The sequence below is a fragment of the Thermomonas fusca DSM 15424 genome (assembly GCF_000423885.1).
In the GTDB taxonomy this organism is placed as follows: domain Bacteria; phylum Pseudomonadota; class Gammaproteobacteria; order Xanthomonadales; family Xanthomonadaceae; genus Thermomonas; species Thermomonas fusca.
The window spans coordinates 54,540-81,110 of the sequence record NZ_KE384101.1; the positions used below are offsets into that span (position 1 = coordinate 54,540).

At 69.1% G+C, this 26,571-nt stretch carries 22 protein-coding genes and 1 tRNA gene; 12 read left to right on the top strand and 11 right to left on the bottom strand.

Features of this window, described 5'->3' with window-relative positions; all coding sequences use genetic code 11:
- Nucleotides 1-133: 133 nt before the first annotated feature.
- Both rsgA and G582_RS0113615 read left to right on the top strand, forming a co-directional pair.
- On the top strand, nucleotides 134-1,258 hold the full coding sequence (rsgA, locus tag G582_RS0113610) for a ribosome small subunit-dependent GTPase A (protein WP_028840280.1): 1,125 nt from the start codon (nucleotides 134-136) through the stop codon (nucleotides 1,256-1,258).
- Nucleotides 1,245-2,501, top strand: a complete 1,257-nt coding sequence (locus G582_RS0113615) for a flavohemoglobin expression-modulating QEGLA motif protein (RefSeq protein WP_028840281.1) — start codon at nucleotides 1,245-1,247, stop codon at nucleotides 2,499-2,501. Before rsgA ends, G582_RS0113615 begins: the two co-directional genes overlap by 14 nt.
- On the opposite strand, the gene G582_RS0113620 is transcribed toward G582_RS0113615, so the two are convergent.
- On the bottom strand, nucleotides 2,498-3,733 hold the full coding sequence (locus tag G582_RS0113620) for an FAD-dependent oxidoreductase (RefSeq protein ID WP_211219386.1): 1,236 nt from the start codon (nucleotides 3,731-3,733) through the stop codon (nucleotides 2,498-2,500). The two genes, G582_RS0113615 and G582_RS0113620, sit on opposite strands and share 4 nt — an antisense overlap.
- Nucleotides 3,721-4,917, bottom strand: a complete 1,197-nt coding sequence (gltS, locus tag G582_RS0113625; protein ID WP_051247289.1) for a sodium/glutamate symporter — start codon at nucleotides 4,915-4,917, stop codon at nucleotides 3,721-3,723. The genes G582_RS0113620 and gltS overlap by 13 nt, the downstream gene beginning before the upstream one ends.
- Before the next feature lie 87 nt (nucleotides 4,918-5,004).
- Here gltS and G582_RS0113630 point away from each other — a divergent pair, with 87 nt between their 5' ends.
- Nucleotides 5,005-7,305, top strand: a complete 2,301-nt coding sequence (locus G582_RS0113630) for an NADP-dependent malic enzyme (protein WP_028840284.1) — start codon at nucleotides 5,005-5,007, stop codon at nucleotides 7,303-7,305.
- A gap of 255 nt (nucleotides 7,306-7,560) precedes the next feature.
- On the top strand, nucleotides 7,561-10,251 hold the full coding sequence (aceE, locus tag G582_RS0113635) for a pyruvate dehydrogenase (acetyl-transferring), homodimeric type (RefSeq protein ID WP_028840285.1): 2,691 nt from the start codon (nucleotides 7,561-7,563) through the stop codon (nucleotides 10,249-10,251).
- A 68-nt stretch (nucleotides 10,252-10,319) separates the two neighbouring features.
- On the opposite strand, the gene G582_RS0113640 is transcribed toward aceE, so the two are convergent.
- The 4 genes from G582_RS0113640 to G582_RS0113655 all read right to left on the bottom strand — a co-directional run bounded on the left by G582_RS0113640 (nucleotide 10,320) and on the right by G582_RS0113655 (nucleotide 13,253).
- Nucleotides 10,320-11,720, bottom strand: a complete 1,401-nt coding sequence (locus G582_RS0113640) for a M28 family peptidase (RefSeq protein ID WP_028840286.1) — start codon at nucleotides 11,718-11,720, stop codon at nucleotides 10,320-10,322.
- Between the two features lie 69 nt (nucleotides 11,721-11,789).
- Nucleotides 11,790-12,203, bottom strand: coding sequence for a large-conductance mechanosensitive channel protein MscL (gene mscL, locus G582_RS0113645; protein WP_028840287.1), 414 nt, complete (start codon nucleotides 12,201-12,203; stop codon nucleotides 11,790-11,792).
- A gap of 34 nt (nucleotides 12,204-12,237) precedes the next feature.
- Nucleotides 12,238-12,963, bottom strand: a complete 726-nt coding sequence (locus G582_RS0113650) for a fumarylacetoacetate hydrolase family protein (protein WP_083961229.1) — start codon at nucleotides 12,961-12,963, stop codon at nucleotides 12,238-12,240.
- Nucleotides 12,963-13,253 carry a hypothetical protein gene (locus tag G582_RS0113655; protein ID WP_038054351.1) on the bottom strand — a complete coding sequence of 97 codons (291 nt, stop codon included), beginning with the start codon at nucleotides 13,251-13,253 and terminating at the stop codon, nucleotides 12,963-12,965. Before G582_RS0113655 ends, G582_RS0113650 begins: the two co-directional genes overlap by 1 nt.
- 74 nt (nucleotides 13,254-13,327) lie before the next feature.
- Between G582_RS0113655 and G582_RS0113660 the strand changes: the two genes are divergently transcribed.
- Nucleotides 13,328-13,687: a Rieske (2Fe-2S) protein gene (locus tag G582_RS0113660; RefSeq protein WP_028840290.1), complete on the top strand. Its 360-nt coding sequence runs from the start codon at nucleotides 13,328-13,330 to the stop codon at nucleotides 13,685-13,687.
- Between the two features lie 7 nt (nucleotides 13,688-13,694).
- Here G582_RS0113660 and G582_RS0113665 read toward each other — a convergent pair whose 3' ends face one another.
- Together G582_RS0113665 and trmB are read right to left on the bottom strand one after the other, a co-directional pair.
- Entirely contained in the window at nucleotides 13,695-15,533 is a 1,839-nt protein-coding gene (locus G582_RS0113665) for an SLC13 family permease (protein ID WP_028840291.1), read from the bottom strand.
- A 38-nt stretch (nucleotides 15,534-15,571) separates the two neighbouring features.
- Nucleotides 15,572-16,306: a tRNA (guanosine(46)-N7)-methyltransferase TrmB gene (trmB, locus tag G582_RS0113670; protein ID WP_028840292.1), complete on the bottom strand. Its 735-nt coding sequence runs from the start codon at nucleotides 16,304-16,306 to the stop codon at nucleotides 15,572-15,574.
- Between the two features lie 228 nt (nucleotides 16,307-16,534).
- Here trmB and G582_RS0113675 point away from each other — a divergent pair, with 228 nt between their 5' ends.
- The 6 genes from G582_RS0113675 (at nucleotide 16,535) to G582_RS0113700 (ending at nucleotide 22,914) form a co-directional block, all read left to right on the top strand.
- Complete coding sequence (locus G582_RS0113675) at nucleotides 16,535-18,379, top strand: autotransporter domain-containing protein (RefSeq protein WP_028840293.1); 1,845 nt, start codon at nucleotides 16,535-16,537, stop codon at nucleotides 18,377-18,379.
- Nucleotides 18,380-18,451: 72 nt separating this feature from the next.
- Nucleotides 18,452-18,525 (top strand) — tRNA-Gly (locus tag G582_RS0113680).
- A gap of 107 nt (nucleotides 18,526-18,632) precedes the next feature.
- Nucleotides 18,633-19,547 (top strand): 30S ribosomal protein S6--L-glutamate ligase, encoded by a 915-nt coding sequence (gene rimK / locus G582_RS0113685; protein WP_028840294.1) that lies wholly within the window; start codon nucleotides 18,633-18,635, stop codon nucleotides 19,545-19,547.
- A gap of 214 nt (nucleotides 19,548-19,761) precedes the next feature.
- Nucleotides 19,762-20,445, top strand: coding sequence for a response regulator transcription factor (locus G582_RS0113690; protein WP_028840295.1), 684 nt, complete (start codon nucleotides 19,762-19,764; stop codon nucleotides 20,443-20,445).
- Nucleotides 20,432-21,742 carry a sensor histidine kinase gene (locus tag G582_RS0113695; protein WP_038054356.1) on the top strand — a complete coding sequence of 437 codons (1,311 nt, stop codon included), beginning with the start codon at nucleotides 20,432-20,434 and terminating at the stop codon, nucleotides 21,740-21,742. The genes G582_RS0113690 and G582_RS0113695 overlap by 14 nt, the downstream gene beginning before the upstream one ends.
- A 65-nt stretch (nucleotides 21,743-21,807) precedes the next feature.
- Entirely contained in the window at nucleotides 21,808-22,914 is a 1,107-nt protein-coding gene (locus G582_RS0113700) for a branched-chain amino acid aminotransferase (protein WP_028840297.1), read from the top strand.
- Nucleotides 22,915-22,950: 36 nt separating this feature from the next.
- On the opposite strand, the gene G582_RS0113705 is transcribed toward G582_RS0113700, so the two are convergent.
- Entirely contained in the window at nucleotides 22,951-23,490 is a 540-nt protein-coding gene (locus G582_RS0113705; protein ID WP_028840298.1) for a hypothetical protein, read from the bottom strand.
- 54 nt (nucleotides 23,491-23,544) lie between these two features.
- Entirely contained in the window at nucleotides 23,545-24,369 is an 825-nt protein-coding gene (gene metF, locus G582_RS0113710; protein ID WP_028840299.1) for a methylenetetrahydrofolate reductase [NAD(P)H], read from the bottom strand.
- A gap of 163 nt (nucleotides 24,370-24,532) precedes the next feature.
- Between metF and G582_RS0113715 the strand changes: the two genes are divergently transcribed.
- A complete protein-coding gene (locus G582_RS0113715) occupies nucleotides 24,533-25,039 on the top strand; it encodes an SRPBCC family protein (protein ID WP_028840300.1) in 507 nt (168 codons plus the stop codon).
- A 60-nt stretch (nucleotides 25,040-25,099) separates the two neighbouring features.
- Here G582_RS0113715 and ahcY read toward each other — a convergent pair whose 3' ends face one another.
- Nucleotides 25,100-26,545, bottom strand: coding sequence for an adenosylhomocysteinase (gene ahcY / locus G582_RS0113720; RefSeq protein ID WP_028840301.1), 1,446 nt, complete (start codon nucleotides 26,543-26,545; stop codon nucleotides 25,100-25,102).
- Between the last annotated feature and the right edge of the window lie 26 nt (nucleotides 26,546-26,571).

A 26,571-nucleotide genomic window follows, 5' to 3' on the forward strand; every position in this document is an offset into this window, starting at 1 on the left:
TGAACGCAGGGTGGGGGGAAGCAAAGCCTAGCGGAAAATGGCGCGCCGCCACGGCTTGCCCGGCCGGGCGGCGCACCGCATGGCCGCCTCCCGGCAGGGCTAGAATCCGCCGCATGACTGAAAGCTGCCCTGCATGAGCCTGCCCGCCGCGCCCACCGCGCTCTTCGCCATTGGCTGGCGCTGGCCGCCGCAGGCGCTGGAGCCCGGCTGGGCGGCGCTGCTGGCGGCGCATCCGGCCGCGCGGCCGGCGCGGATCGTCGAGCAGCACCGCAGCGGCTACCGCGTGGCCGAAGCCATCGACCAGGTCGACCCGGCCGAATCGCTGCCGGAGTGGCAGCGCGCCGGCAGCTACCGCAAGGGCGAGATCAATCCCGAGGCGCGCCCCGCGGTGGGCGATTGGGTGCTGGTGGAAGGCGAGGCGCCGAAATCGCTGCGGATCGTCGCGCTGCTGCCGCGTTTTTCCGCGATCAAGCGCGGTGCCGCCGGCGAGCACTACCGCCAGCAGGTGATCGCCGCCAACATCGATACGGTGTTCGTGGTCTGCGGGCTGGATGCGGATTTCAACCCGCGCCGGATCGAGCGCTACCTGCTGCTGGTGGCCGGCAGCGGCGTGCAGCCGGTGGTCGTGCTGACCAAGTCCGACAGGGACGACGCCGACGTCGAGGCCGCATTGCAGGCACTGCGCGCGCTGGGGGTGCCGGTGCTGGCGCTGAACGCCAGAGACCCTGCCGCCGCCGCTGCGCTGGCGCCGTGGCTGGGCGCGGGTTGCAGCGTGGTGCTGGTGGGCAGCTCAGGCGCGGGCAAGTCGACCCTGAGCAACACCCTGCTTGGCAGCGAGAAGATGAAGACCGGCGCGGTGCGCGAAAGCGACGCCCGTGGCCGCCACACCACCACCCACCGAGCGCTGCTGGCGCTGCCCGAGGGTGCTTGCCTGATTGATACCCCGGGCATGCGCGAGCTCAAGCCCACCGGCGAAGAAGACGTTGCGGAAAGCTTCGCCGACGTCGAGGCGCTGGCGGAGCAGTGCCGCTTCCGCGACTGCAAGCATGCGCAGGAGCCGGGTTGCGCGGTGCGCGCGGCGGTGGAAAGCGGTGAGCTGGACGTTCATCGCGTCGCCAACTTCCTCAAGCTGTCGGACGAGGTGGCGGGTGCGGCCAACCGGCTCGCCACCCGGCTGGCGCAGAAGGCCGATGCCAAGGTGCCGGGCAAGGCCAAGGCGCAATATCGGCGGCCGGACGAGAGGCATGGCCGGCACTGACGCCATCGCCCATCACGCTGCGCTCGACGCGCGGATGGCGCGCGCGGCCAAGCCGATCCGGCTGCTCAGCCTGGCTAGCTGGCCGGCCAGCGAACAGCAGGCCTTCCTTGCCGGCTGGGCGCGCGGCAATCCCCGGCTGCCGGACTACCAGTATCCGAAGCACGATTTCTCCGAGGCGCGCCGCGAGCTGGCCGCGGTCGCCGCGGCCGCCGATCCCGCGCATCCGCTTGGCCAGTATCTGGTCGAATCCGCGCAGGGCTGGGTGCTGGCCGCCGAGCTGCTGGAGCATCTCGGCAGCAGGCAGGTGACCGACCTGTCGATCGCGCTGTTCGGCACTCCGGATCAGGCGCTGCCGGGCGGCATCACCACCCGCGAGGCGGCCAACCATTTCCTGCGCGTGGCGGATGATTTCGACCGCGAGCTGATCGCGCCCGCAGAACAGGTGCAGATTTCCGCCACCGCGCTGGCGCTGCGGCTACAGGCGGCGCTGGACGATTTTTTCGACAGCCGCGTCATCGGCGTCGAGCTCGACCCCGACCTGATCGCCAAGGCCGCCGCCGGCGCCACCCGCATCCGCCTGCGCTCGGGCGCGGCGTTCTCCGACTACGACCTGCAGCAGCTGCTGCAGCACGAGGCGTTCGTGCATTCGCTGACCGCGCTCAACGGCCGCCAGCAGGAGACCCTGCCGAGCCTGGCGCTGTCCTCTCCGCGGGTCACCGCCACCCAGGAGGGCTTGGCGGTGTTCGCCGAGCAGATCACCGGCAGCATCGACATCGAGCGGATGAAGCGGGTCAGCCTGCGCATCGAGGCAGTGGCGATGGCGCTGGAGGGCGCGGATTTCCTGCAGGTGTTCCGCTACTTCCTCGAGTCCGGCCAAACCGAAGTGGAGAGCTTCACCTCGGCGCAGCGCGTGTACCGCGGCGTGCCCACCAGCGGCGGCGCCGCGTTCACCAAGGACACCGTGTACCTGCGCGGCCTGCTGGGCGTGCACACCTTCTTCCGCTGGGCCCTCAAGCACCGCAAGCTGCGGCTGTGCCGGCTGCTGTTCGCCGGCAAGATGACACTGGCCGACGTGCAGCGCTTCGAGCCGCTGTTCGAAAGCGGCGACCTGCGCGAGCCGCGCTGGCTGCCGCCGTGGGTGGCGCGCGCCAACGGGCTGGCCGGGACGCTGGCGTTTTCGCTGTTCGCCAACCGGATCCGGCTGGAACAGGTGGTGTCGGCGGAAAGCGTGACCGATCTCTAGGCTGCGTCCAGCAGCAGGTCCGCGGCGCGCTCGCCACTGCCCATCGCCAGGGTCCAGCCGAGCATGCCGTGGCCGATGTTCAGCACCAGGCCGTCGCGTGGCTGGCGGATGACCGGGCTGGATGGAGGTGTGGCCGGGCGCAGGCCGGCCCAGCGGCTTTCGATGCGGTCGTAATCGGCGGCCTCCGGCAGCGAGGCGCGGGCCAGCGCGATGAGCTGCTGCATGCGCGCCGGGTCGGGCTTCGGATCCCAGTGGTTGAGATCCGCCAGTCCCGCCACCCGGATGCGCTCGCCCAGCCGGCAGAACACCAGCTTGCGCGCGGTGTCGGTGATGCTGGCCGTCGGTGCGTGGGTGCCGCAGGGGGCGGTGAACGAATAGCCCTTGATCGCCATCAGCGGCGAGGCCAGGCCCAGCGTCCGCAGCAGCGCGTGGCTGTCGATGCCGGCGCAGACCGCGACTTTGCCGACCCGCACGCTGTCGCCACTGGCCGCGTGCAGGCGCCAGTGCGCGCCCTCGCGCTGCGCGCGCTGCAGGTCGAAGCCGAAGCGTGCCTGCATGCCGTACTGCGCCTGCAGGATCTGCAGCAGGCCGCTGCAGAACCGCCACGGATCGCCGGCTTCCTCGTCCGGCGAATGCACCGCGCCGACCATGCCGCGTGCGTCCGCCAGCGCCGGTTCGGCGGCGATCGCCTCGGCGGGCGAGAGCAGCTGCTGGCGCACCCCGAACGACCGCTTGGTGTCGATCATCGCCCGCGCCTTCGGCAGCGCGCTGGCGTCGTAATACACGTGCAGCTTGCCGGCCACGCGGTGCTGGAAGTCGATCGGGTGGCGTGCCAGCAATGCGTCCATTGCCGCCTTCGATTCCAGCGCCAGCGCCAGTGTCGCCAGCGTGTTGCGCTGCAGGCGCGCGGCGGTGGCGTTGCGCAGGAGGGCCAAGCCCCAGGCCCAGAAATGCGGGTCCAGCGAGGCGCGCACGCGGAAGGCGGCGTCGCCGCCGGCCAGCATGCCGGGCAGCTGCTTCCACAGCGCCGGGCCGGCCATGGCGTCGGTATAGGCGTAGCTGAGCTGGGCACCGTTGGCGAACGAGGCGCCCAGCGCAGGGCCGTTGGCGCGCTCCAGCAACAATACCCGCACGCCGCGGCGGGCCAGCGCCCAGGCGGTGCCCAGGCCGACCACGCCGGCGCCGATCACGGCGACGTCGGCATCGCCACCTGCGGGCATCAGTGCGGCCACAGATTGATGAAGCCGGTGATGATCAGCGCGTTGGTGAAGTCGATGAAGAACGCGCCCACCAGCGGCGCCACCAGGAACGCCCGCGGCGCGGCGCCGTAGCGCTCCACCAGCGTGCGCATCACCGCCATCGCGTTGGCGGTGGTGCCCAGCATGAAGCCGATGAAGCCGCCGCCCATCACCGCGGCGTCGTAGTCGCGGCCCATCGCGCGGAACACCAGCGCGCAGAACGCGACCACCAGCAGCGCCTGCAGGCCCAGGTTGACCAGCAGCGGCAGCGCCAGCCCGGCCAGCTCCCACAGCTTCAGGTTCATCAGCGCCACCGCCAGGAACAGCGACAGGCAGACGTTGCCGATCAGCTCGGTGGTCGGCACCGACAGCCCGATCAGGCGGGTGCGGTCGTCGAGGTTGCGCACCAGCGCGCCGACCAGCATCGCGCCGACGTAGGCCGGCAGGGTGATGCCGGTGGCGGAAATCGCCTTGCTCACCCACGCACCCAGCCACATCGCCACCAGGATCACCACGATGCTCTTGAGCGCGCTGTATTCGCGCTCTGCCTCGCTGGCGGCCGGCAGCACGGCCGAATCGGCCGGCGCGCGGTGGTCGTCGGGACGGATCGAGGTCAGCCCGAAGCGGCGGATCAGCAGCGTCGCCACCGGCCCGCCGATCAGCCCGCCGCAGACGATGCCCGCCATCGCCGAAGCCACCGCGATCGATTCCGCTCCGGCCACGCCGGCGCGTTCGAACAGCGGCGCGAATGCCAGCCCGGTGGCGGGGCCGCCGGTCAGGGTGGTGGAACCGGCCAGCACGCCGAACAGCGGATGCAGGCCGAAGCCGGTCGCCACTGCCATGCCCAGCAGGTTCTGCAGCACCGCGAACACGGTCGCCAGTAGCAGGAACAGCATCACCTGGCGGCCGCTGATCCGCAGCAGCCAGACGCTGGCGTTGAAGCCGATGGTGGTGAAGAACGCGATCATGAGCGGGCTTTGCAGGCCGGTGTCGAGCACGAACAGGCTCGCGCCGCGCGCGTGCGCGATCCATGCGGCCAGCGCGAACACCAGCCCGCCGATCACCGGTGGCGGCAGGTTGTAGCGGCCCAGCACCGGGATCACCCGGCACAAGCCGTAGCCAAGGAACAGGGCAAGGCCGGCCAGCGCCAGCGTCTGCACGGCATCGAGTTGCAGCATGTTGCGGAGTCTCCGGCGGTGCCGGTGGCGGAACCGGCCGGCATGAAGCCGTTATCATCCCCTATCCGCACCATGGAATGCGCTTCGATGTCCGACACCCCCGCCAGCGACGATCTGAAACAGGCTGCTCTCGACTATCACCGGCAGGAACCGAAGGGCAAGATCCGGGTCACCGCGACCAAGCCGATGGTGACCCAGCGCGACCTGGCGCTGGCCTATTCGCCGGGCGTGGCGTATGCCTGCGAGGAGATCGCCGCCGACCCCGCCAAGGCCAGCGAGTACACCGCGCGCGGCAACCTGGTGGCGGTGATTTCCAACGGCACCGCGGTGCTGGGCCTGGGCGACATCGGCCCGTTAGCCGGCAAACCCGTCATGGAAGGCAAGGGCATCCTGTTCCAGAAGTTCGCCGGCATCGACGTGTTCGACCTCGAAATCGACGAGCGCGATCCGGACAAGCTGGTCGACATCATCGCCAGCCTGGAGCCGACCTTCGGCGGCATCAATCTCGAGGACATCAAGGCGCCGGAGTGCTTCATCGTCGAGCGCAAGCTGCGCGAGCGGATGAAGATCCCGGTATTCCACGACGACCAGCACGGCACCGCGATCATCGTCGGCGCCGCGGTGCTGAACGCGCTGGAAGTGGCGGGCAAGGACATCGCGGACGTGAAGCTGGCCACCACCGGCGCCGGCGCCGCCGGCATCGCCTGCCTGGACATGCTGGTGGCGCTGGGGGTGAAGCCGGAGAACATCCTGGCCTTCGACCGCGACGGCGTGATCCACAGCGGCCGTCCCCACCTCGACCCCGACAAGGCCCGCTACGCGCGCGACACCGACAAGCGCACGCTGGCTGAAATCGTCGAAGGCGCAGACGTGTTCCTCGGCCTGTCCGCCGGCGGCATCCTCAAGGCCGAGATGGTGGCGACGATGGCGCCCAATCCGGTGATCCTGGCGCTGGCCAACCCGTACCCGGAGATCCTGCCGGAAGCCGCCAAGGCGGTGCGCCCGGACGCGATCATCGCCACCGGCCGCTCGGACTACCCGAACCAGGTCAACAACGCTGTCTGCTTCCCGTACATCTTCCGCGGCGCGCTGGACGTGGGCGCCACCCAGATCAACGAGGCGATGAAGCTGGCCTGCGTGCGCGCGATCGCCGCGCTGGCGCGCCAGGAAGCCTCCGATCTAGGTGCGGCCTACGGTGGCGAAGTGCCGACCTTCGGCCGCGAATACCTCATCCCGCGCCCGTTCGACCCGCGCCTGCTGACCATGCTGGCACCCGCGGTGGCGCAGGCGGCGATGGAGTCCGGCGTGGCGATGCGCCCGCTCGAGGATGTCTGTGCCTACCGCGAGAAGCTCAGCCAGTTCATCCACCGCACCAGCCTGATGATGAAGCCGGTGTATGAGCGCGCGCGCGCCGACCGCAAGCGCGTGGTCTACGCCGAAGGCGAGGAATTCGTGGTGCTGCGTGCGGTGCAGACGGTGATCGACGAAGGCCTGGCCTTCCCGGTGCTGATCGGCCGCCCGGAGGTGATCGAAAGCCGGATCGAAAAACTGGGCCTGCGGATGCGCGCCGGGGTGGATTTCGAGCTCACCAACATCAACGACGATCCGCGCTTCGACGATTACTGGAAGCAGTACCACGCGCTGACCGAGCGCCGTGGCGTGACCCCGGACGCGGCCAAGAACCTGCTGCGCTCGCGGCCCACCCTGATCGCCTCGCTGATGGTCGAGCGCGGCGAAGCCGACGCGCTGATCTGCGGCCTGGTCGGCCGCTACCACAAGAAGCTGGGCTACCTGCGCAGCGTGTTCGACTTCGAGCCCGGGGTCACCGGCACCGCGGCGATGACCGGGGTCATCAACGACAAGGGCGCGTGGTTCTTCGTCGACACCCACGTGCAGCTGGACCCGTCCGCCGAGCAGATCGCCGAGGCCACGCTGCAGGCCAGCTACCGCCTCAAGCTGTTCGGGATCGAGCCGAAGGTGGCGCTGCTGTCGCATTCCAACTACGGCAGCCACCTCGACGGCAGCGCCGGCAAGATGCGGCAGGCGTTCGAGATCATCCGCCGGCGCGCGCCGAAGCTGGAGGTGGATGGCGAGATGATGGCCGACACCGCCTGGGACGAGGCGCTGCGCCTGCGCATGTTCCCCAACACCACGCTGAAGGGCCGGGCCAACCTGCTGGTGATGCCGAATCTGGACGCCGCCAACATCGCCTACAACCTGATCCGGGTGGCCACCGACGGCGTCGCCATCGGGCCGATCCTGATGGGCCTGGACCGGCCGGCGCACATCCTGACCCCGGCGTCGTCGTCGCGGCGGGTGGTCAACATGACCGCCATCGCGGCGGTGGACGCGCAGATCCGCGCCGAGCTGCGCGCCCGCAACGGCTGAACCGCGCGGCGTCCAGCCGCGTTCCACGCCTGCATTCGAGCCCCGGTGCACCGCACCGGGGCGTTGGTCTGCGCGTGCATTGCGCCGCTGCCAGCGAGCTGCGTGGCGGGTTGCATCGATGCCTGATCGATGCGGCACTTCTCGATTTGAAAAATCCGGGTAAAAACAAATTTGAGTTGCGTTGCAGCATCCGCCGGCGCCCGGCGCTTGCTAGACTCGGCCTTTCGACACTGTCCGGCCGATGGAGCGCGCGCGATGAACTGGCTCAACGAAATGCTGCAGAACGATCCCGATCCGCAGGAATCCCGCGAGTGGATCGAGTCGCTGAAGGCGGTCATCGACCATGACGGCCCGCAGCGCGCGCACCAGCTGCTGGAGAGCATGGTCGAAATGACCCGCCGCGCCGGCACCCACCTGCCGTTCGCGCCGACCACCGCCTACATCAACACCATCCCCGCGCACATGGAGCCGCGGATGCCGGGCGACGCGCACCTGGAATGGCGGATCCGCTCGATGATCCGCTGGAACGCGATGGCCATGGTGGTGCGCGCCAACCGCAAGCCGGGTTCGCTGGGCGGCCACATCGCCAGCTTCGCCAGCTCGGCCACGCTGTACGACGTCGGCTTCAACCACTTCTGGCGCGCGCCGTCCGACCAGCACCCGGGCGATCTGCTCTACATCCAGGGCCACAGCTCGCCGGGCATCTATGCCCGCGCGTTCATGGAAGGCCGGTTCAGCGAATCGCAGCTGGACAGCTTCCGCATGGAAGTGGACGGCCGCGGTATTTCCAGCTATCCGCACCCGTGGCTGATGCCGGATTTCTGGCAGACCCCCACCGTCAGCATGGGCCTGGGCCCGCTGGCCGCGATCTACCAGGCGCGCAGCTGGAAGTACCTGGAAGCGCGCGGGCTGATGCCGAAGACCGACCGCAAGGTGTGGTGCTTCCTCGGCGACGGCGAAACCGACGAGCCGGAATCGCTGGGCGCCATTGGCGTTGCCGGCCGCGAAGGGCTGGACAACCTGGTGTTCGTCATCAACTGCAACCTGCAGCGCCTGGACGGCCCGGTGCGCGGCAACGGCAAGATCATCCAGGAGCTGGAAGGCCAGTTCCGCGGCGCCGGCTGGAACGTCATCAAGACCATCTGGGGCAGCTACTGGGACCCGCTGCTGGCCAAGGACACCAACGGCGTCCTGCGCAAGATCATGATGGAGACCGTCGACGGCGAGTACCAGAACTGCAAGGCTTTCGGCGGCGCTTACACCCGCGAGCATTTCTTCGGCAAATCCCCGGAAACGCTGGCGATGGTGTCCAGCCTGAGCGACGACGACATCTGGCGCCTCAACCGCGGCGGCCACGACCCGCACAAGGTGTACGCGGCCTACGACGCGGCGGTGAAGACCACCGGCCAGCCCACCGTGATCCTGGCCAAGACGGTCAAGGGCTACGGCATGGGCAGCGCGGGCGAGGCGCTCAATCCCACCCACCAGACCAAGAAGCTGGACAACGACGCGGTGCGCGCGTTCCGCGACCGCTTCCAGCTGCCGATCAGCGACGATGCGCTGCGCGACGGCGAAGTGCCGTTCTACCGCCCGGACGAGAAGTCGCCGGAAATGGAGTACATGCGCGATCGCCGCGCCGCCCTCGGTGGGCATCTGCCGCAGCGCCGGCGCAAGGCCAGCCAGGCGCTGGAAGTGCCGCCGCTGGCGACCTTCGAGCGCCTGCTCAAGTCCACCGGCGAGCGCGAGATCAGCACCACCATGGCGTTCGTGCAGATGTTCAACATCATCCTGCGCGACAAGCAGGTCGGCCCGCGCTGCGTGCCGATCGTGGCCGACGAAGCCCGCACCTTCGGCATGGAAGGGCTGTTCCGCCAGCTCGGCATCTATGCCCCGCAGGGCCAGAAGTACAAGCCGGTGGACGCCGACCAGCTGATGTTCTACCGCGAGGACGCGGCCGGGCAGGTGCTGGAGGAGGGCATCACCGAGGCCGGCGCGTTCGCCAGCTGGATGGCGCTGGCCACCGCCTACAGCAGCAGCGACCTGCAGATGCTGCCGTTCTACATCTACTACTCGATGTTCGGCTTCCAGCGCGTGGGCGACTTCGCCTGGCAGGCCGGCGACATGCGCGCGCGCGGCTTCGTGCTGGGCGGCACCGCCGGCCGCACCACCCTCAACGGCGAGGGCCTGCAGCACGAGGATGGCCATTCGCACGTGCAGAGTTCGCTGATCCCGAACGTGCGCAGCTATGACCCCACCTTCGCCTACGAAGTGGTGACGCTGGTGCAGTACGGCATGCAGCGGATGCTGGCCGAGCAGCACGACGAGTACTTCTACATCACCCTGATGAACGAGAACTACAGCCATCCGGAGATGCCGCAGGGCAGCGAGGAAGGGATCATCAAGGGCATGTACCTGCTGCGCGACGCCGGCAAGGGCAAGAAGACCGACCTGCGCGTGCAGCTGCTGGGCAGCGGCACCATCCTGCGCGAAGTGATCGCCGCGGCCGAGCTGCTGGACAAGGACTTCGGCATCAAGGCCGATCTGTGGTCCTGCCCCAGCTTCACCGAGCTGGCCCGCGATGGTGTCGACGTGGAGCGCTGGAACCGCTTCCATCCGGAAGCCAAGGCGCCGCGCAAGGCGTGGGTGACGCAGTTGCTGGAAGGCCGACAGGGCCCGGCCATTGCCGCCACCGATTACGTGCGCACGTTCGCCAACCAGATCCGCGAGTACGTGCCGATGCGCTACAGCGTGCTGGGCACCGATGGCTACGGCCGCAGCGATACCCGCGAGAACCTGCGCCGCCACTTCGAGGTGGACCGCTTCCACGTCGCCCATGCCGCGGTTGCCGCGCTGGCCGCCGAAGGCAAGCTCACTGCCAAGGACGTGGCGCGCGCGCTCAAGCTCTACAAGCTGGACACCGAGCGGCCGAACCCGCTGCTGGCCTAAGCGATTTCTGGAAGGCGTCACGAAGAAGGCGGCCAATGGCCGCCTTCTTTCGTTGGTGGCGCGGGGTATCAGTCGCCGCTGCCCGCCGCTGGCGGCGCACTACCGAACCCGCCCTCCGCCTGCGCCGCCAGCCAGGTGAATACCGCATAGGCCGCGGTGTTCTGCGCCAGGTCCTTGGGGTCGATCTTGTCGAGGGTGTCCTCGGCGTTGTGGTGCAGGTCGAAGTAGCCGCTGCCGTCGTGGCCCAGCCAGGCCCAGGCCATGCCGCGCTGGGTCATCGGGCCGATGTCGGACTCCGGATCGCCCTTGCCCGGCATCCATTCGATGCCCAGCGGCGCCAGCACCTGCTGGATCTGCGCCAGCGCCGCCGGCTGCAGGTCGCGCGCGCTGGCATCGAAGCCGTAGATGCGCCCCGCGCCGAAATCACTTTCCATCGCGACCACGTGGTTGGCGACGTCGGCGGCGTGCCTGTCGGCGTAGGCGCGCCCGCCCCACAGCCCCTGTTCCTCGTTGGCGAAGGCGACCACGCGGATCGTGCGCGCCGGCCGCATCGGCTTGAGCAGTGCGCCCACCGCCATGGTGATGCCGATGCCGGCGGCATCGTCGATCGCGCCGGTGCCGTAGTCCCAGGAATCCAGGTGGCCGCCGATCAGCACGACTTCGCGCGGGCGCTTGCTGCCGGTGATCTCGCCGATGACATTCTGAGAGGTGTATTCGCCGTCCCAGCCGCAGTCCAGCGCAAGCTTCACGCGCACCTGGCCCAGCGCCAGCAGCCGCGCCAGCTGGGCGGCGTCGATGGTGGACAGGGCGGCGGCGGGGATCGGCTGCAGGCCCTTTTCGTAGCGGGTATTGCCGGTATGCGGCGCGCGCGAGGTGTCGGTGCCGGCTGAACGCATCAAAAAGCCGGCCGCGCCCTTGCGGATCGCCACGGACGGCCCGCGCCCGCGGATGCCGCCGCCGGTGCGGTAATCGCCGCCGTCCTGTCGCCGCTGCATCTGGTAGTCGACGAAGGCGATCTTGCCCGCCAGAGAACCGTCCGGTGCGGCTTCCAGCGCGGCCAGATCGGCAAAGCGCACTACTTCGGCTTCCACCGTGCCGCCGGCGCTGCCGCCCAGCGCCGCCACCCGCAGCGGTTGCGCGTGCGCGCCCAATACCTGCGCGGCTTCGCCGCGGCGCACCCATTTCGGGAAGGTGACCGGCTCGGTCCACACCCTGTCGTAGCCCAGCGCCTTGAACTTCGCCTTGGCCCATTCCACCGCGCGCGCGTCGGCTTCGCTGCCGGCCAGGCGCGGACCCACCTCGGTGGTCAGCGACTCGGTGACCTGCCAGGCGGTGGCGTCCTTCAGCACCGCATCGCGCAGGTTGGCGGCCTGGGTGAGCGCCTTGGCATCGATGCGGGTGGGTTGCGCCGCCTGCAGCGGGTTGGCGACCAGCAGGGCAAGGGTGGCGGCAAGCAGGGTGATGCGCATCGACGGGCTCCACAAACGGAAAGCCCCGAGTCTAGGCCCGGGGCTTGCACTGCGACCGTGCCGGAAGTGTCACTTCCGCAGCGAATCGCGGATCTCGCGCAGCAGCAGGACTTCTTCCGCAGGTGCGGCCGGCGCGTCGGGGGCGGCTTCCGGCTTCTTGTGCATCTTGTTGATGCCCTTGACCACCATGAAGATGGCGAAGGCCACGATCACGAACTGGATCAGCGCGTTGATGAACTCGCCGTAGCCCAGCACCACCGCCGGCACTTCCTTGCCGGCGGCATCCACCGTTGCCGCCTTCAGCGTGATCACCAGCTTGGAGAAGTCGACGCCACCGATCAGCAGCCCGATCGGCGGCATGATCACCTTGTCCACCAGCGCGGAAACAATCTTGCCGAACGCGCCGCCGATCACCACGCCCACGGCAAGGTCGATCACGTTGCCACGCATCGCGAACTCACGGAACTCGGTCATCATTCCCATCGGTTGTCCTTCCCAGCTGGCGTGAAGCCGAAGATTAACCGTTCGCAGGCGCGATGTGGCCCTGCAGCCGCAGCGCATCGCCGATGCGGGCATCGAAGCGATCGCCCGGTTGCAGCGCGGCCACGCCGGCGGGCGTGCCCATGAACACCAGGTCGCCGGCGCGCAGCGCGTACAGCTTCGACAGCTCGTGCAGGATCTCGGGCACGTCCCAGATCAGCTGGTCCAGATGCGACTGCTGGCGACGCTCGCCATTGATGTCCAGCGAGATCGGCTGCGCCTGCAGCGGCCCGAACGCGGCCACTGGCAGCAACGTCGACACCGGCGCGGAATGATCGAAGGCTTTGCCGGTATCCCACGGCAGGCCCTTGGCCTTGGCCGCAGCCTGCAGATCGCGGCGGGTCAGGTCGAGGCCGACGCCGTAGCCGAACACCAGCGCGGCGGCGGCCTCCACCGGCAGCACCCCGACGGGCGCATCCAGACCCAGCGCCACCACCAGCTCCACCTCGTGGTGCAGGTCGGACGTGCCGGGCGGGTAGGGCACCACGCCATCGGTGACGATGGCATCGGCGGGTTTCATGAAGAACACCGGCGTTCCGCGCTCCGCTTTCGAGGCCGGCACAGCGGCGCCCATCTCGCGCGCGTGGTCGGCGAAGTTGCGGCCCACGCAATAGATCCGGCGCACCGGGAACGTGCCCAGCGTCGCACCGTTGGCGGCGGTGACGGCGATGCGCGGCGTGGCCGCGGCGGTCACCAAGTCCATCAGTGGGCCAGCGGCAGCTGCGCCTTGCCGACCACCCGGTAGCTGCCTTCGAACGCGCGTTCGCGCTGGCGCACGCCGGCACGCGCGCCGCGCTGCACCCACAGCCGCCACAGCAGGCCGCCGGCCAGCATCGCCGCCCCGACGAACACGCCCACCACCACCAGAGCCAGCAGCAGGGCGACGCCGAGCAGGCCCACGGCGACGCGCAGCAGCGGATGGCGCGGCCTGCGCGGGGCGTTGAAGGCAAGGTTGCGGAAACGCAGGAAGGTGCGGCGGTGGAAGCTGGACATCGTGGTGAAGATCCTGAACGCGACAGCGTCATGACACAATGCGGCGAAGTATCGGCAGAACCGGCGGGGCAGTTGTGAGCAGTTCGTTAAATGAGGTCGTGGCGCTGGCGCCGCTGGACGCCCTGCCGCCGGACAGCCTGCACGCCTGCGATGCGCCGGTCGATGGCGAAAACGAACCGCTGATCCTCTATCGCGACCCGCAGGGCGAGGTGCGCGCCTGGCGCAACGTCTGCCCGCACGCCGGGCGCCGGCTGGACTTCGCGCCCGGCAAGTTCCTGCGCAGCAAGGCCGGCGAACTGGTCTGCGCGGTGCACGGCGCGACCTTCGCACTGCCACAGGGCAACTGCGTGGCCGGCCCCTGCCGCGGCGACTGCCTGCGTGCGGTGCCGGTGCACGTGGCCGAAGGCGAAGTGCGGCTGGGTGACGCCGGCTGATCCTGCCTCAGAAGATCAGGTTCACCATCAGCACGATGATGCAGGTGTAGAGCAGGGTCAGCGGGCCTCCGGCGCGCCACATGTCGCGCGGGGTGTAGCCGGCCGGGCCGGTGATCATCGACACCGACGGATTGGACGCGGTGATGAAGTTGTTGGAGGCCGACAGCGCCACGATCAGCGCGAATGCGGTGGGGTTGCCGCCCACCGCCAGCGCCAGGTTGATCGCCAGCGGCACCAGCACGATGGTGGCGCCGACGTGGCTGATCACCATCGAGAAGGCGGTGGTGAACAGCGCCAGCGCCAGCCCGATCAGCCACGGCGGCATGCCCTCCGGCAGCCGCTCGATGCTGTGCCCGGCCACCCACGCGGCGGCGCCGCTGGAATCCATCGCCCAGCCCAGCGGGATCAGGCAGGCCATCAGGAACACGGTCTTCCAGCTGATCGCGGCGTAGGCCTCGTCCATCTTCAGCACGCCGGTCACCAGCATCCCGGCCACGCCGGTCATCAGCGCGATGGAGGTGGGGATGCGGGTGGACAGGGCCAGCAGCATGGTGACCGCGAAGATCGCCATCGCGATCTTGAACTTGTGCGGGCGCTGTTCGCCCTTGGGGTAGTCGGTCACCACCACGAAGTCACGGCTGCGCGCGGCTTCGGCCAGGTCGGTCCAGATGCTGTGCAGCACCAGCATGTCGCCGGCGCGGATCGGGATGTTGCGCACGTCCTCGCGCAGCACCTGCTTGTCGCGGTTGATCGCCAGCAGGCTCAGGCCGAACTGCTTGCGCAGGCGCAGCTGCGCCTGCGGCTTGCCGATGAAGCCGGAGGTGGGCGGCACCACCGCCTCGGAGATGCCGGCGCGACTGGGGTTGAACAGGTCGGCGAAGGCGCGCAGGCGGGCGGAGTCGCGCAGGAAGTTCTTCTGCGCGAAGTCGGCGATGCGCTGGCGCTCGCCCATCACGCCCAGCACGCTGCCCACCCAGATCCGGGTGTCGGCCGGCGGCGCCAGCCGCGATTCGTTGCCGGTCTGCAGCGCCAACAGCAGAGGCATGTCGACCAGCGCTTCGGCGTCGCCCACGCTCATGCCCACCAGCGGGCTGTCGGCGCTGACGGTGAGCTCGTGGATGTCGCCGTCGATGCCGTAGGCGCGGGCGAAGTAGCTCTGGGTGCGCGCGGGGGTGACCGCGTCGTCGCCATCCTCGCGCAGCACGCGGTTGCCGAAGAAGTGGAAATACGCCAGCGAGCCGGCCAGCAGCGCCAGCCCGATCGGCAGCGGCGCGAACATCTTCAGTGGCTGCAGCGCGGCCGCGCCGGACGGCATGTTGGCGTTGGCCGACACCAGCAGATCGTTGAGCAGGATCAGCGGCGAGTTGCCGACCATGGTCAGGCTGCCGCCCATGATGATCGCCGCCGACATCGGCATCAGCAGCCGCGACAGACTGATGCCGGTGCGCGCGGTCAGCCGCGAGGCCACCGGCAGGTACAGCGCGGTGGCCGAGGTGTTCTGGATGAACGCCGAATTGAGCCCGGCCACCGCCGAGGACAGCAGCAGCAGCCGTTGCTCGACGCCGTGGGCGCGCCGCAGCAGCCAGCTGGCCAGGCGGTTGAGCGCGCCGGTGCGGTCCAGCCCCGCGCCCAGGATCATGGTGGCGATGACGTTCATCACCGCGTCCGAGGAAAAGCCGCCGAAGATGTCCTCCGGCGCCACCAGCCCGGTCAGCCCCAGCACCACCAGCACCACCAGCGCGGCGGCGTCGGCGCGGATCCGCTCGAACAGGAACATCGCCATGGTGAACGCCACCAGGCCCAGCACCCAGAGCATGTCGCCGGTGAGGGTGAGGGTGGTGTCCATCAGGTGTCGTCGGTTTCCTTACGTGTTGGCCCGGCGGCTCAGCAGCGGTGGTACAGCAGGTCCCAGACGCCGTGCCCAAGCTTCTGCCCGCGCGTCTCGAAGTGGGTTTGCGGCCGCCACTCGGGCCGCGGCACATGGCCGCGCGGACCGGCAGCGTTGACCAAGCCGGCGGTGGCATCGAGCACATCCCACATCTGCTCCGCATACTCCTGCCAATCGGTGGCGAGGTGCAAGCGGCCATCGGGCGCGAGCTTGCGCACCAACAGCGCGGCGAACGCCGGATTCACCAGCCGGCGCTTGTGGTGGCGCTTCTTGTGCCAGGGATCGGGGAAGTAGATGCGCACCTCGTCGAGGCTGCCGTCGGCGATCTCGTTTTCCAGTACCTCCACCGCGTCATGGTGGTACAGGCGCACGTTGTTCGCCTCGTCTTCGGCCAGCGCATTGAGCAGGCGGCCCACGCCGGGCGCGTGTACTTCGATGCCGATGTGGTCGCGGGCCGGATCGCGCCGCGCCGAGTATCGCAGCGCCTCGCCGTTGCCGAAGCCGATTTCGAGGATGCGCCTGGTGCTGCGGCCGAATGCGGCGTCGAAATCGCGCGCCGCGCCTGCATAGTCCAGACCGAAGCGTGGCCACAGTTCGTCGAAGGCGCGCTGCTGGGCGTCGGTGAAGCGGCCCTGGCGCAGCACGAAGCTGCGCACCTTGCGCACGCCTTCGGTGGCGGTGAAGGGCTTGGGCGGGGCCTTGGCGCCGCTGCTGGAAAACGGGTCGGTCAAATCGGCGGTCTCTGGCGCGGCCTGCGCAAGCATGCAGGCCCGGACGGCTATTGTCGCCGGTTGCGGCGTGTCGTGACGCAGCGCAGCGTGAGGCCGTTATGATTTCATGAAACGATGCCCTGCCATTCGCTGGCGTATGTCGTGATGACGCGGCTGCCACGCCCCTCACAACCGAATTCCCTGTCCAGATCGAGGATGCCGATGAAAACCCTGTTCCGCCGGACGCTGCTGTCCGCCGCCCTTGCCATGGTTGCGATGCCTGCCGTTGCGCAGACCGTGCCGCCGTCGCCGTTCACCCGCACTATCTTCTTTGGTGACAGCCTCACCGACGGCGGCTACTTCCGCCCGCTGCTGACCCAGATGCTGGGCCCCAACGGCGCGGTCGTCGGCCAGTTCACCACCAATCCGGGCTATGTCTGGTCGCAGCACCTGGCCAGCTACTACGGTGGCGACGCCGCCCCGGCCTGGAGCGGCAACACCACCGCCACCCCGACAGCCGGCAGCGGTGACAACTGGGCGGTGGGCGGTGCGCGCGTCGGCACCAGCGCCGTCGGCGGGCTGGGTTACACGCCGTCGCTGACCGCGCAGTACCAGGCCTACCTGGCCGCCGGCAACACGGTCGATCCGGGTGCGCTCTACACCGTCTGGGGCGGCGCCAACGACCTGTTCGCGGTGCAGGCCAACCCGGCGCAGGCGTCCGCCATCATCGGTGGCGCGGTGACCGCGCAGATCGGCATGATCGGCGCGCTGACCCAGGCCGGTGCGCAGTACATCCTGGTGCCGAACCTGCCCGACCTCGGGCTGACCCCGGACGCGCGCGCCGGTGGGGCGCTGGGCATGGCGCAGGCCACCGCGCTGACCACCAGCTACAACAACGCGCTGTTCTCCGGCATCACCGCGGCCAACCTGCGCGTGATCCCGCTGGATACCTTCCACTTCCTGCAGGAAGTGGTGGCCAGCCCGGCTGCGTTTGGCCTGACCAACGTCACCGGCAAGGCCTGTTCGACCGCGGTGCAGGGCGGCAGCTCGCTGTTCTGCAGCCCGCTGTCCACCGCGCCAGGCGGCGCCAACAGCTACCTGTTCGCCGACGGCGTGCATCCCACCGCTGCCGCGCACGAGGCGGTGGCGGATTTCGCGATCTCGGTCATCGACGGCCCGCGCCTGATTTCGCTGCTGCCGCAGTCGGCCACCACCACCGGCCGCGCGCGCGCGCAGATGGTCGATGGCGTGGCATCCGGCATGGCCGCAGCCGAGGGCGACGGCATGCACTGGTGGGCCGACCTGCGCGGCCAGCAGCAGCGCTTCGTCAACTCCAGCGGCTACGACGGCATGGGCGGCACCGGCTCGTTCGGCATCGGCTGGCGCAGCGGCAACCTGATGTACGGGGCATTCGCCGGCTACGGCCGGCAGGACATCGACTTCGGCTACCGCCGCGGCGACTTCCGCCAGACCGACGCCAGCGTCGGCGGCTTCCTGGGGTGGGCCGGCGACAGCGCATGGGTCAACGGCCAGCTGAGCTGGACCAAGCTGGGCTACAAGGTCGACCGCCAGGTCAACCTAGGCCAGGCCACCCGCATCCACAGCGGCTCGCCGGACGGTGACAACCTGAGTGCCGGTGCCAGCGCCGGCTGGACGTTCAAGCACGGCGCGCTGGAGCACGGCCCGGTGGTGGCGGTGCTGGCGCAGCGGATCAGCGTCGACGGCTACGCCGAAAACAGCACCCAGTCGACCGCGCTGGGTTTCCTGCCGCAGGACGTCGATTCGCTGATCGGCAGCGCCGGCTGGCAGGCCAGCTTCGCCCTCAACGACCACATCAAGCCGTACGTGCGGATGACCTGGGACCGCGAGTTCGAGGACGCACCGGCGCAGGCCTGGGCGCAGTCGCTGTCGATGCCGGGCACGGCCCCCTACGCGGTGCCGGGCGTGGCGTTCGACGACAGCTACGGCACCTTGGGCATGGGCGTGCGCAGCAAGCTGTTCGGGATGGACGTGACCGGCGGCGCCAACGTCACGGTGGAACAGCAGGGCGGCAGCAACACCACGTTCTTCGTCACCTTCGGCGGCGCGTTCTGATCCGTGGGCGGGCGGGATGCGGCGCGCCTGCGTTGCATCCCGCACCGCCACCGGCATAGACTTGCCGGCCTCGCGGGTGTAGCTCAATGGCAGAGCTGTAGCTTCCCAAGCTACTGACGAGGGTTCGATTCCCTTCACCCGCTCCAAGATGATCAGTTGCAAGGGCGGCATCCGCGTGGATGCCGCCCTTTCCGTTGGCGAAGCAGTTGATGATGGGCGCCGTCGGCAGCGGCGCATGCAGGGTCTTACCGAGATGAAACTCGCCATCCTTTCCCGCAACGGCAAGCTGTATTCCACCCGCCGGCTGGTGGAGGCCGCGCGCGAGCGCGGACACAGCGTGCGCGTGCTCGACCCGCTGCGCTGCTACCTGCGGATCAGCAGCGACGGCTTCGACATGCGCTACAAGGGCAAGCCGCTGGCCGGTTATGAAGCGGTGGTGCCGCGGGTGGGCGCGTCGGTGACGCGCTACGGCTGCGCGGTGCTACGCCAGTTCGAGCTGATGGGCAGCTACAGCCCCAACAGCGCGGCGGCGATCGCGCGCGCGCGCGACAAGCTGCGCTGCCACCAGGTGCTGGCGGCGGAGGGCATCGGCCTGCCGGTGACGGTGTTCGGCGACAACCCCGACGATACCGGCGACCTGCTGGCGATGCTGGGGCCGGCGCCGCATGTCATCAAGCTCAACGAGGGCACCCAGGGCGCGGGGGTGATGCTGACCGAGAAGCCGTCGGCGTCGCGCGCGGCCATCGAAACCCTGCGCGGCCTGTATGCCAATTTCCTGGTGCAGGAGTTCATCGCCGAGGCCAAGGGCGCCGACCTGCGCTGCTTCGTGGTCGGCGACCGCGTGGTCGCGGCGATGCGGCGGCAGGCACCGAAGGGCGACTTCCGCTCCAACCTGCACCGCGGCGGCATCGCCAAGAAGGTCCGGCCGACCCGCGCCGAGGTGGACACGGCGGTGCGCGCGGCGCGCATCCTCGGTCTCGGCGTGGCCGGGGTGGACCTGATCCGCAGCCAGCGCGGCCCGCTGGTGCTGGAGGTCAACTCGTCGCCGGGACTGGAGGGCATCGAGACGGTCACCGGCCTGGACGTGGCCGGTGCGGTGATCGAGCACGTGGCCGAACGCGCCGCAGCGACGCAACGCACTCGCAACACCGATTTGACGGATTCTTAATCGGACGTCGCCCAACATCCCCACATGCCCGGCTGTACTTCCCCCGCAGTCGGGCATGCAGGGCATGCATGTGAACTTCGGCCCGGGCGGCTTCGCCCGGGCCTTTTGTTGCCTGCGCCAAATGGCCCGCGCAAATGAACCCGCTGTGCAAGAATCGGGAACCGGCGAGAGCCGCGCCGGTCTCACCCGGCGGACCCGCCAAACTGGAACCCCCATGCGCATTCTGGTCATCGAGGACAACCCCGACATCGCCGCCAACCTGGGCGACTACCTGGAGGACTGCGGCCACACCGTGGATTTCGCCGCCGACGGCATCACCGGGCTGCACCTTGCGGTGGTGCACGACTTCGATGCGATCGTGCTGGACCTCAACTTGCCGGGCATGGATGGCCTGGAGGTCTGCCGCAAGCTGCGCGTGGAGGCGCGCAAGCAGACCCCGGTACTGATGCTGACCGCGCGCGACTCGCTGGACAACAAGTTGGCCGGCTTCGATTCCGGCGCCGACGACTACCTGATCAAGCCGTTCGCGCTGCAGGAAGTGAACGTGCGCCTGAACGCGCTGGCGCGGCGCGGACGCGGGCTGCCGGCGCGGGTGCTCCACGTCGGCGAGCTGGAATACAACCTCGACACCCTGGAAGTGCACCGCGAGGGCAAGCTGATCCAGCTCAATCCCACCGCGCTGAAGATCCTGCAGGCGCTGATGGAGGCCTCGCCGGCGGTGGTGACCCGGCAGGACCTGGAGGGCCGCGTCTGGGGCGAGGAACTGCCGGATTCGGATTCGCTGCGGGTGCATATCCACGGCCTGCGCGCGGCGGTGGACAAGCCGTTCGGCACGCCGATGATCCAGACCCGCCACGGCATCGGCTACAGGATCGCTGTGCCAGATGCAGGCAACTGACCCTGCGTTGGCGCGCCTGCCGCGGGCCCGGCGGCGGCTGCGCACCCGCATCATCCTGTCGTTCGTGCTGTTCGGCTTCGCCCTGACTACGCTGATCGCGGCGACCACGGTCTACATGCGCAACCGCGTCGAAAACAACGTGCTTGGCGCGGCGCTGGCGAAGAACAACAACATGTTCGCGGAAGGGTTCTATCGCAACCCGACCGCCGTGGGCATCCCGTTCGAGAAGATCCAGGGCCGGCAGTTCAGCACCCGCAAGCTCGACAAGGTGCCGCCGGAATGGCGCGACCTGTCCAACGGCGTGCACGACGTGGCCATGCCGGCGCAGGCGTCCGGCGAGCCGCGGGTCTACAAGCTGGCGGTGCGCAAGGACCCGGATTATTGGTTCTTCCTCGCCTACGACATCGCCGAAGAGCGCGAGAGCCAGCAGAAGCTCAACAGCGCGCTGGTGGCCAGCGTCGGGATCTTCACCCTGTTTTCGCTGCTGATCGGCTGGTGGTCGGCCGCGCGGGTGATGAGCCCGGTCACCGAGCTGGCGCAGCGGCTGCGCCGTTCCGGCACCAGTTCCAGCCCGGAGGCGCTGGCGCCCCACTTTCCCGAGGACGAAGTGGGCGAGCTGGCGAAGGCGCTGGACGACTACGCCGCGCGGCTGACCGAGGTGGTGCAGCGCGACCGCGAATTCAACGCCGACGTCAGCCACGAGCTGCGCACCCCGCTGGCGGTGATCCGCGGCGCGGTGGAGCTGCTGCTGGCCCGGCCCGAACTGGACGAGCGCACGCGCACCCGGCTGTCGCGCATCCAGCGCGCCGAACTGCAGTGCACCGACCTGATCAGCGCGCTGCTGCTGCTGTCGCGCAACGAGCGCGCGGTGGGCCAATGCGATGCCGCGCGGGTGGCGCAGCAGCTGCTGGAAAGCCATCGCGCCCAGCTTGCCGGCAAGCCGGTGGTGCTGCGCCTGGAGGGCGCCGCGACGCTGCCGCTGGACGTGCCGGAATCGGTGCTGTCGGTGGCCCTGGGCAACCTGATCGGCAACGCCGTGAAATACACGCCCAGCGGCGAGGTGGTGGTGCGGGTGTTGGCCAACGCGGTGGAAGTCAGCGACTCCGGCCCGGGCCTGAGCGCCGAGGACGCGGCCAAGCTGTTCACCCGCGGCTACCGCGGCACCCACGCCGGGCATTCGCAAGGTGGCGGCATCGGCCTGTCGATCGTGCGCCGGCTGTGCGCGCTGTACGCCTGGGACGTGCGGGTGCGGCCGGGTGACGGCAGGGGCGTGGTCGCCACGCTGACCTTCGGCTGAGGCGCGGCAGCGCCGGCGGCGTCGCGGCGTCATAATGTGCGGATACGTTTTCCAGGAATTCGCGCATGCACGCTTCCACCGCCGCACCGCTGGCCTACCAGGTCAACCTGTCCGATCACGCTCTCGGCGAGGCGCAGCGCAACGCGCTGCTGGCCGGCGAGCTGGGCTTCGGCAAGCGCTTCACCGACCACATGGTGGCGATCCAGTGGGACAAGGACCGGGGCTGGTACGACGCGCAGGTCCACGCCTACGGCCCGCTGTCGCTGGACCCGGCGGCGGCGGTGCTGCATTACGGCCAGGAGATCTTCGAAGGCATCAAGGCCTATCGCCATGCCGACGGTTCGATCTGGACCTTCCGCCCCGAGGCCAATGGCGCGCGCCTGCAGCGTTCCGCCGCGCGGCTGGCGCTGCCGCAGCTGCCGGTGGACGAGTTCGTCGAATCGCTGCGCCAGCTGGTCGCGGTCGACCACGCCTGGGTGCCGTCGGCGCCGGAAAGCAGCCTGTATTTCCGCCCCTTCATGATCGCCAGCGAAGCTTTCCTCGGCGTGCGCGCGGCGCAGGCGGCGACCTATTACGTGATCGCCAGCCCGGCCGGCGCCTACTTCGCCAAGGGCGTCGCCCCGGTGTCGATCTGGCTGTCCGAGGACTACGCGCGCGCGGCCAAGGGCGGCACCGGCGCGGCCAAATGCGGCGGCAACTATGCCGCTTCGCTGCTGCCGCAGCAGGAAGCGCAGGCGCAGGGCTGCTCGCAGGTGCTGTTCCTCGACCCGGTCGAAGGCAAGTACCTGGAAGAACTGGGCGGGATGAACGTGTTCCTGGTCTACCGCGACGGTCGCCTGGTCACTCCGGAGCTGTCGGGCAGCATCCTCGAGGGCATCACCCGCTCCAGCATCCTGCAGCTGGCGCGCGACCGCGGCATGACGGTGGAGGAGCGCAAGGTTTCCATCGATGAGTGGAAGGCCGGCGTTGCCTCCGGCGAGATCGCCGAAGTGTTCGCCTGCGGCACCGCCGCGGTGGTCACCCCGATCGGCGAACTGAAGGGCAATGACTTCGCGGTCGGCGACATCCATGCGCCGGCCGGCGAGGTCACCATGGCGCTGCGTCGCGAATTGACCGACATCCAGCATGGCCGCGCGCCGGATCGCCACGGCTGGATGGTGCGCCTGCGCTGACCGGCGCACAGCCGTCCCCGGCCACGCCGCGGGCGGCTACATCCGCACCCACCAGCAGCCCATGCGCTGGCGCAGCCCGAAACTGGCGCGCGCCGGCGTGTAACCGTCCGCCTGCACCTGTTTCACCCGCAGGCCTATCGGTGGTCCCGCGGGAGGCGGGGCCAGCCACGGGTCGGCGCTTTCCCAGCGGTCGCCGGCGTGGACCGTCTGCACTTCCACGACGTCGCGCCTGGCAATGGCCTGCAGACGCTTCATCACCCGATAGGCGTTGGCGGTCCCCATGCCTGCCCAGTCATACAACCCGGCAATGCGGTTGGCATCGCCGGAGCGGACCGCCTCCTCCAGTGCATACGCCAGGTCCTGCACGTCGCGTGCGCAGACCGGCCGGCGGTAGCTTGCCGCGGGGGCGCCGAGGGTGGGCACGCGCAATTCCTCGACCGCGCCCATGTCCGCGCAGCGGCGGTCGGTGTACAGCCGGGTGCCATCGGCGGTGACGCAATGCCTGACCTGTGCCGACGCCTCGCGCATCGGTGCGAGGCTGGCCAGCAGGAGCAGTAGCAAGGAAAAACGGAGCATTCCCGCAGGGTACGCGTGGCCCCGTCAATGCGGAAGAAAGCCCGCGCGAAGCGTTCAGGCCAGCCGCTGCAGCACCGTCTGGGTGGGCTTGGCCAGGTTCAGCGTGTAGAAATGCAGCGCCGGCGCGCCGCCTTCGACCAGCCGGCGGCACAGCCCCGCCACCACGTCGGCGGCGAACTCGCGCACCGCCTCGGCATCGTCGCCGAAGGCGCGCATGCGCTGGTCGATCCAGCGCGGGATCTGCGCCCCGCAGGCCTCGGAGAACCGGCGCAGCTGGCTGAAGTTGGCGATCGGCATGATCCCGGGAACGATCGGCAGGTCGATGCCCTGCGCGCGCGCATCGTCGACGAAGCGGAAATAGGCGTCGGCGTTGTAGAAATACTGGGTGATCGCGCCGCTGGCGCCGGCCTCGACCTTGGTCTTGAAATGACCCAGGCCGATCCGCGCGTCTTCGGACTGCGGGTGGGTTTCCGGATAGGCGGCCACCTCGACGTGGAAATGCTCGCCGTGTTCGTCGCGGATCAGCCGCACCAGCTCGCTGGCATAGCGCAGGTCGCCGCTGCGGGCCATGCCGGAGGGCAGGTCGCCGCGCAGCGCGACGATGCGGGTGCAGCCCAGCGCGCGGTAGAGCTTGAGCAGGGTGCGGATCTCCTCGCGGCTGCCGCCGACGCAGGTCAGGTGTGGCACGCCGTCCACGCCGTGTTCGCCGCGCAGCCGCTGCACGGTCTCCGGGGTATGGCTGAGGGTGGAGCCGCCGGCGCCGAAGGTGACCGACATGAACTGCGGCGCATGCGCCTTGAGCTTGCGCACGGTGCGGTCGAACTGGGCATGCTGTTCGTCGGTCTTGGGCGGGTAGAACTCGAAGCTGATCGGCAGCATTTCGGCGGGATCGTCCGTGGGTGGCGGGATTATATATCGCTTTTTCCGGATGAAGCGATATATGTCCGGACATGGCCGCCGCTCGGGGCCGGGTGACGTGCGTCAATGCAGGCCGGCGGCGCTGGGGGTACAACTGGCAGGCCGTCATCCAGGAATTCTGCCAATGAGCACCATGCTGTTTCCGGTCGGGCGCATCCAGCGCACCGACACCGGCTTCCAGGGCCATCTCTCGCGCGACCTCGAACACGAGGCGGACGCGGTCTGGGCCATGCTCACCGATTCGGCGTCGATGGCGCAGTGGCTGGCGCCGGGCAGCATCCAGCAGCAGCCGGGCGGCGCGGTGCGGGTCGATTTCGCCGACAGCGGCACGATCATCGACAGCAGGCTGACCGCGTTCGAACCGGGGCGGGTGCTGGAGTATTCGTGGAGCAGCGGTGACCAGCCGCAGCGACCGTTGCGCTGGGAGCTGCATCCGCGCGGCGGCGGCACCCGGCTGGAGCTGTTCGTGAGCATCCCGGCGGACGAGGACGTGGCCAAGGCCTGCGCCGGTTTCGAGGGCCACCTGGAAATGCTGGCGACGGCGCTGGAAGGCGTGTCGACCCGATTCCCGTTCGACCTGTTCGTGCAGACCCGCAAGTCGTACGCCGAGCAGGTGGCGCGGTTGGGCTAGTCCCGCAACGGAAACGGGCGCCTTGCGGCGCCCGTCGTTGTCACCGCCGCCGGAAGGCGATCAGTAGCGGTAGTGCTCCGGCTTGTACGGGCCGTCCGTCGACACGCCGAGGTAGTCGGCCTGCTCGGTCGTCAGCCGGGTCAGCTTCACCCCGATCTTCTCCAGGTGCAGGCGCGCCACCTCCTCGTCCAGCTTCTTCGGCAGGATGTAGACCTTGGCCTCGTAGGCGTCCTTGTTGGCCCACAGGTCGATCTGCGCCAGCGTCTGGTTGGAGAACGAGTTCGACATCACGAAGCTGGGGTGGCCGGTGGCGCAGCCCAGGTTCACCAGCCGGCCTTCGGCCAGCAGGAAGATGCTGTTGCCATTGGCGAAGGTGAACTTGTCCACCTGCGGCTTGATGTTGGTCTTCACCGCGCCGCTGGCGTACAGCGCATCGACCTGGATCTCGTTGTCGAAGTGGCCGATGTTGCAGACGATGGCCTGGTCCTTCATCGCCTGCATGTTGGCCAGGGTGATGATGTCCTTGTTGCCGGTGGTGGTGACGTAGATGTCGGCACGGCCGAGGGTGTCCTCGACGGTGGTGACTTCAAAGCCTTCCATCGCCGCCTGCAGCGCGCAGATCGGGTCGATCTCGGTGACGATGACGCGGGCGCCGTAGGCGCGCAGCGATGCCGCCGAACCCTTGCCGACGTCGCCGTAGCCGCAGACCACCGCCACCTTGCCGGCCAGCATCACGTCCAGCGCGCGCTTCAGGCCATCGGCGAGCGATTCGCGGCAGCCGTACAGGTTGTCGAACTTCGACTTGGTGACCGAGTCGTTGACGTTGATCGCCGGCACCAGCAGCTGGCCCTTCTCGGCCAGCTGGTAGAGGCGGTGCACGCCGGTGGTGGTTTCCTCGGAAACGCCCTTCCAGTCCTTGACCACGCGGGTCCAGTAGCCGGGACGCTCGCTGGCGACGCGCTTGAGCAGGTTCTTGATCACCTGCTCCTCGTGGCTGCCGGAGGCCGAATTGACCCAGCTGTCGTCGCCCTGTTCCAGCTCATAGCCCTTGTGGATCAGCAGGGTCACGTCGCCGCCGTCATCGACCACCAGTTCCGGGCCGGTCAGGGTGCCGTCGGCCAGGGTGAAGGTCAGCGCGTCGAGCGTGCAGTCCCAGTATTCCTCCAGCGTCTCGCCCTTCCAGGCGAACACGGGGGTGCCGGTGGCGGCGATCGCGGCGGCGGCGTGGTCCTGGGTGCTGAAGATGTTGCAGGACGCCCAGCGCACGTCGGCGCCGATGTCCTTCAGCGTCTCGATCAGCACCGCGGTCTGGATGGTCATGTGCAGCGAGCCGGTCACCCGCACGCCCTTGAGCGGGGTGGTGGCGGCGTACTGCTTGCGGATCGACATCAGGCCCGGCATCTCGTGCTCGGCGATGTCGAGTTCCTTGCGGCCCCAGTCGGCCAGCGAAATGTCGGCGACCTTGTAATCGCCCTCGGTCGAGAAGGTCCTGGCAACAGCGTTCATGGTGAAACTCCGTGAGTGCGGTGGAT

Excerpts from the sequence above, each read along its gene's own strand:
- rsgA (WP_028840280.1), top strand. The coding sequence starts at position 134 with ATGAGCCTGCCCGCCGCGCCCACCGCGCTCTTCGCCATTGGCTGGCGC.
- G582_RS0113615 (WP_028840281.1), top strand. The coding sequence starts at position 1,245 with ATGGCCGGCACTGACGCCATCGCCCATCACGCTGCGCTCGACGCGCGG.
- gltS (WP_051247289.1), bottom strand. The coding sequence starts at position 4,917 with ATGCTGCAACTCGATGCCGTGCAGACGCTGGCGCTGGCCGGCCTTGCC.
- G582_RS0113630 (WP_028840284.1), top strand. The coding sequence starts at position 5,005 with ATGTCCGACACCCCCGCCAGCGACGATCTGAAACAGGCTGCTCTCGAC.
- aceE (WP_028840285.1), top strand. The coding sequence starts at position 7,561 with ATGAACTGGCTCAACGAAATGCTGCAGAACGATCCCGATCCGCAGGAA.
- G582_RS0113640 (WP_028840286.1), bottom strand. The coding sequence starts at position 11,720 with ATGCGCATCACCCTGCTTGCCGCCACCCTTGCCCTGCTGGTCGCCAAC.
- mscL (WP_028840287.1), bottom strand. The coding sequence starts at position 12,203 with ATGGGAATGATGACCGAGTTCCGTGAGTTCGCGATGCGTGGCAACGTG.
- G582_RS0113650 (WP_083961229.1), bottom strand. The coding sequence starts at position 12,963 with ATGGACTTGGTGACCGCCGCGGCCACGCCGCGCATCGCCGTCACCGCC.
- G582_RS0113655 (WP_038054351.1), bottom strand. The coding sequence starts at position 13,253 with ATGTCCAGCTTCCACCGCCGCACCTTCCTGCGTTTCCGCAACCTTGCC.
- G582_RS0113665 (WP_028840291.1), bottom strand. The coding sequence starts at position 15,533 with ATGGACACCACCCTCACCCTCACCGGCGACATGCTCTGGGTGCTGGGC.
- rimK (WP_028840294.1), top strand. The coding sequence starts at position 18,633 with ATGAAACTCGCCATCCTTTCCCGCAACGGCAAGCTGTATTCCACCCGC.
- G582_RS0113690 (WP_028840295.1), top strand. The coding sequence starts at position 19,762 with ATGCGCATTCTGGTCATCGAGGACAACCCCGACATCGCCGCCAACCTG.
- G582_RS0113695 (WP_038054356.1), top strand. The coding sequence starts at position 20,432 with ATGCAGGCAACTGACCCTGCGTTGGCGCGCCTGCCGCGGGCCCGGCGG.
- G582_RS0113700 (WP_028840297.1), top strand. The coding sequence starts at position 21,808 with ATGCACGCTTCCACCGCCGCACCGCTGGCCTACCAGGTCAACCTGTCC.
- G582_RS0113705 (WP_028840298.1), bottom strand. The coding sequence starts at position 23,490 with ATGCTCCGTTTTTCCTTGCTACTGCTCCTGCTGGCCAGCCTCGCACCG.
- metF (WP_028840299.1), bottom strand. The coding sequence starts at position 24,369 with ATGCTGCCGATCAGCTTCGAGTTCTACCCGCCCAAGACCGACGAACAG.
- G582_RS0113715 (WP_028840300.1), top strand. The coding sequence starts at position 24,533 with ATGAGCACCATGCTGTTTCCGGTCGGGCGCATCCAGCGCACCGACACC.
- ahcY (WP_028840301.1), bottom strand. The coding sequence starts at position 26,545 with ATGAACGCTGTTGCCAGGACCTTCTCGACCGAGGGCGATTACAAGGTC.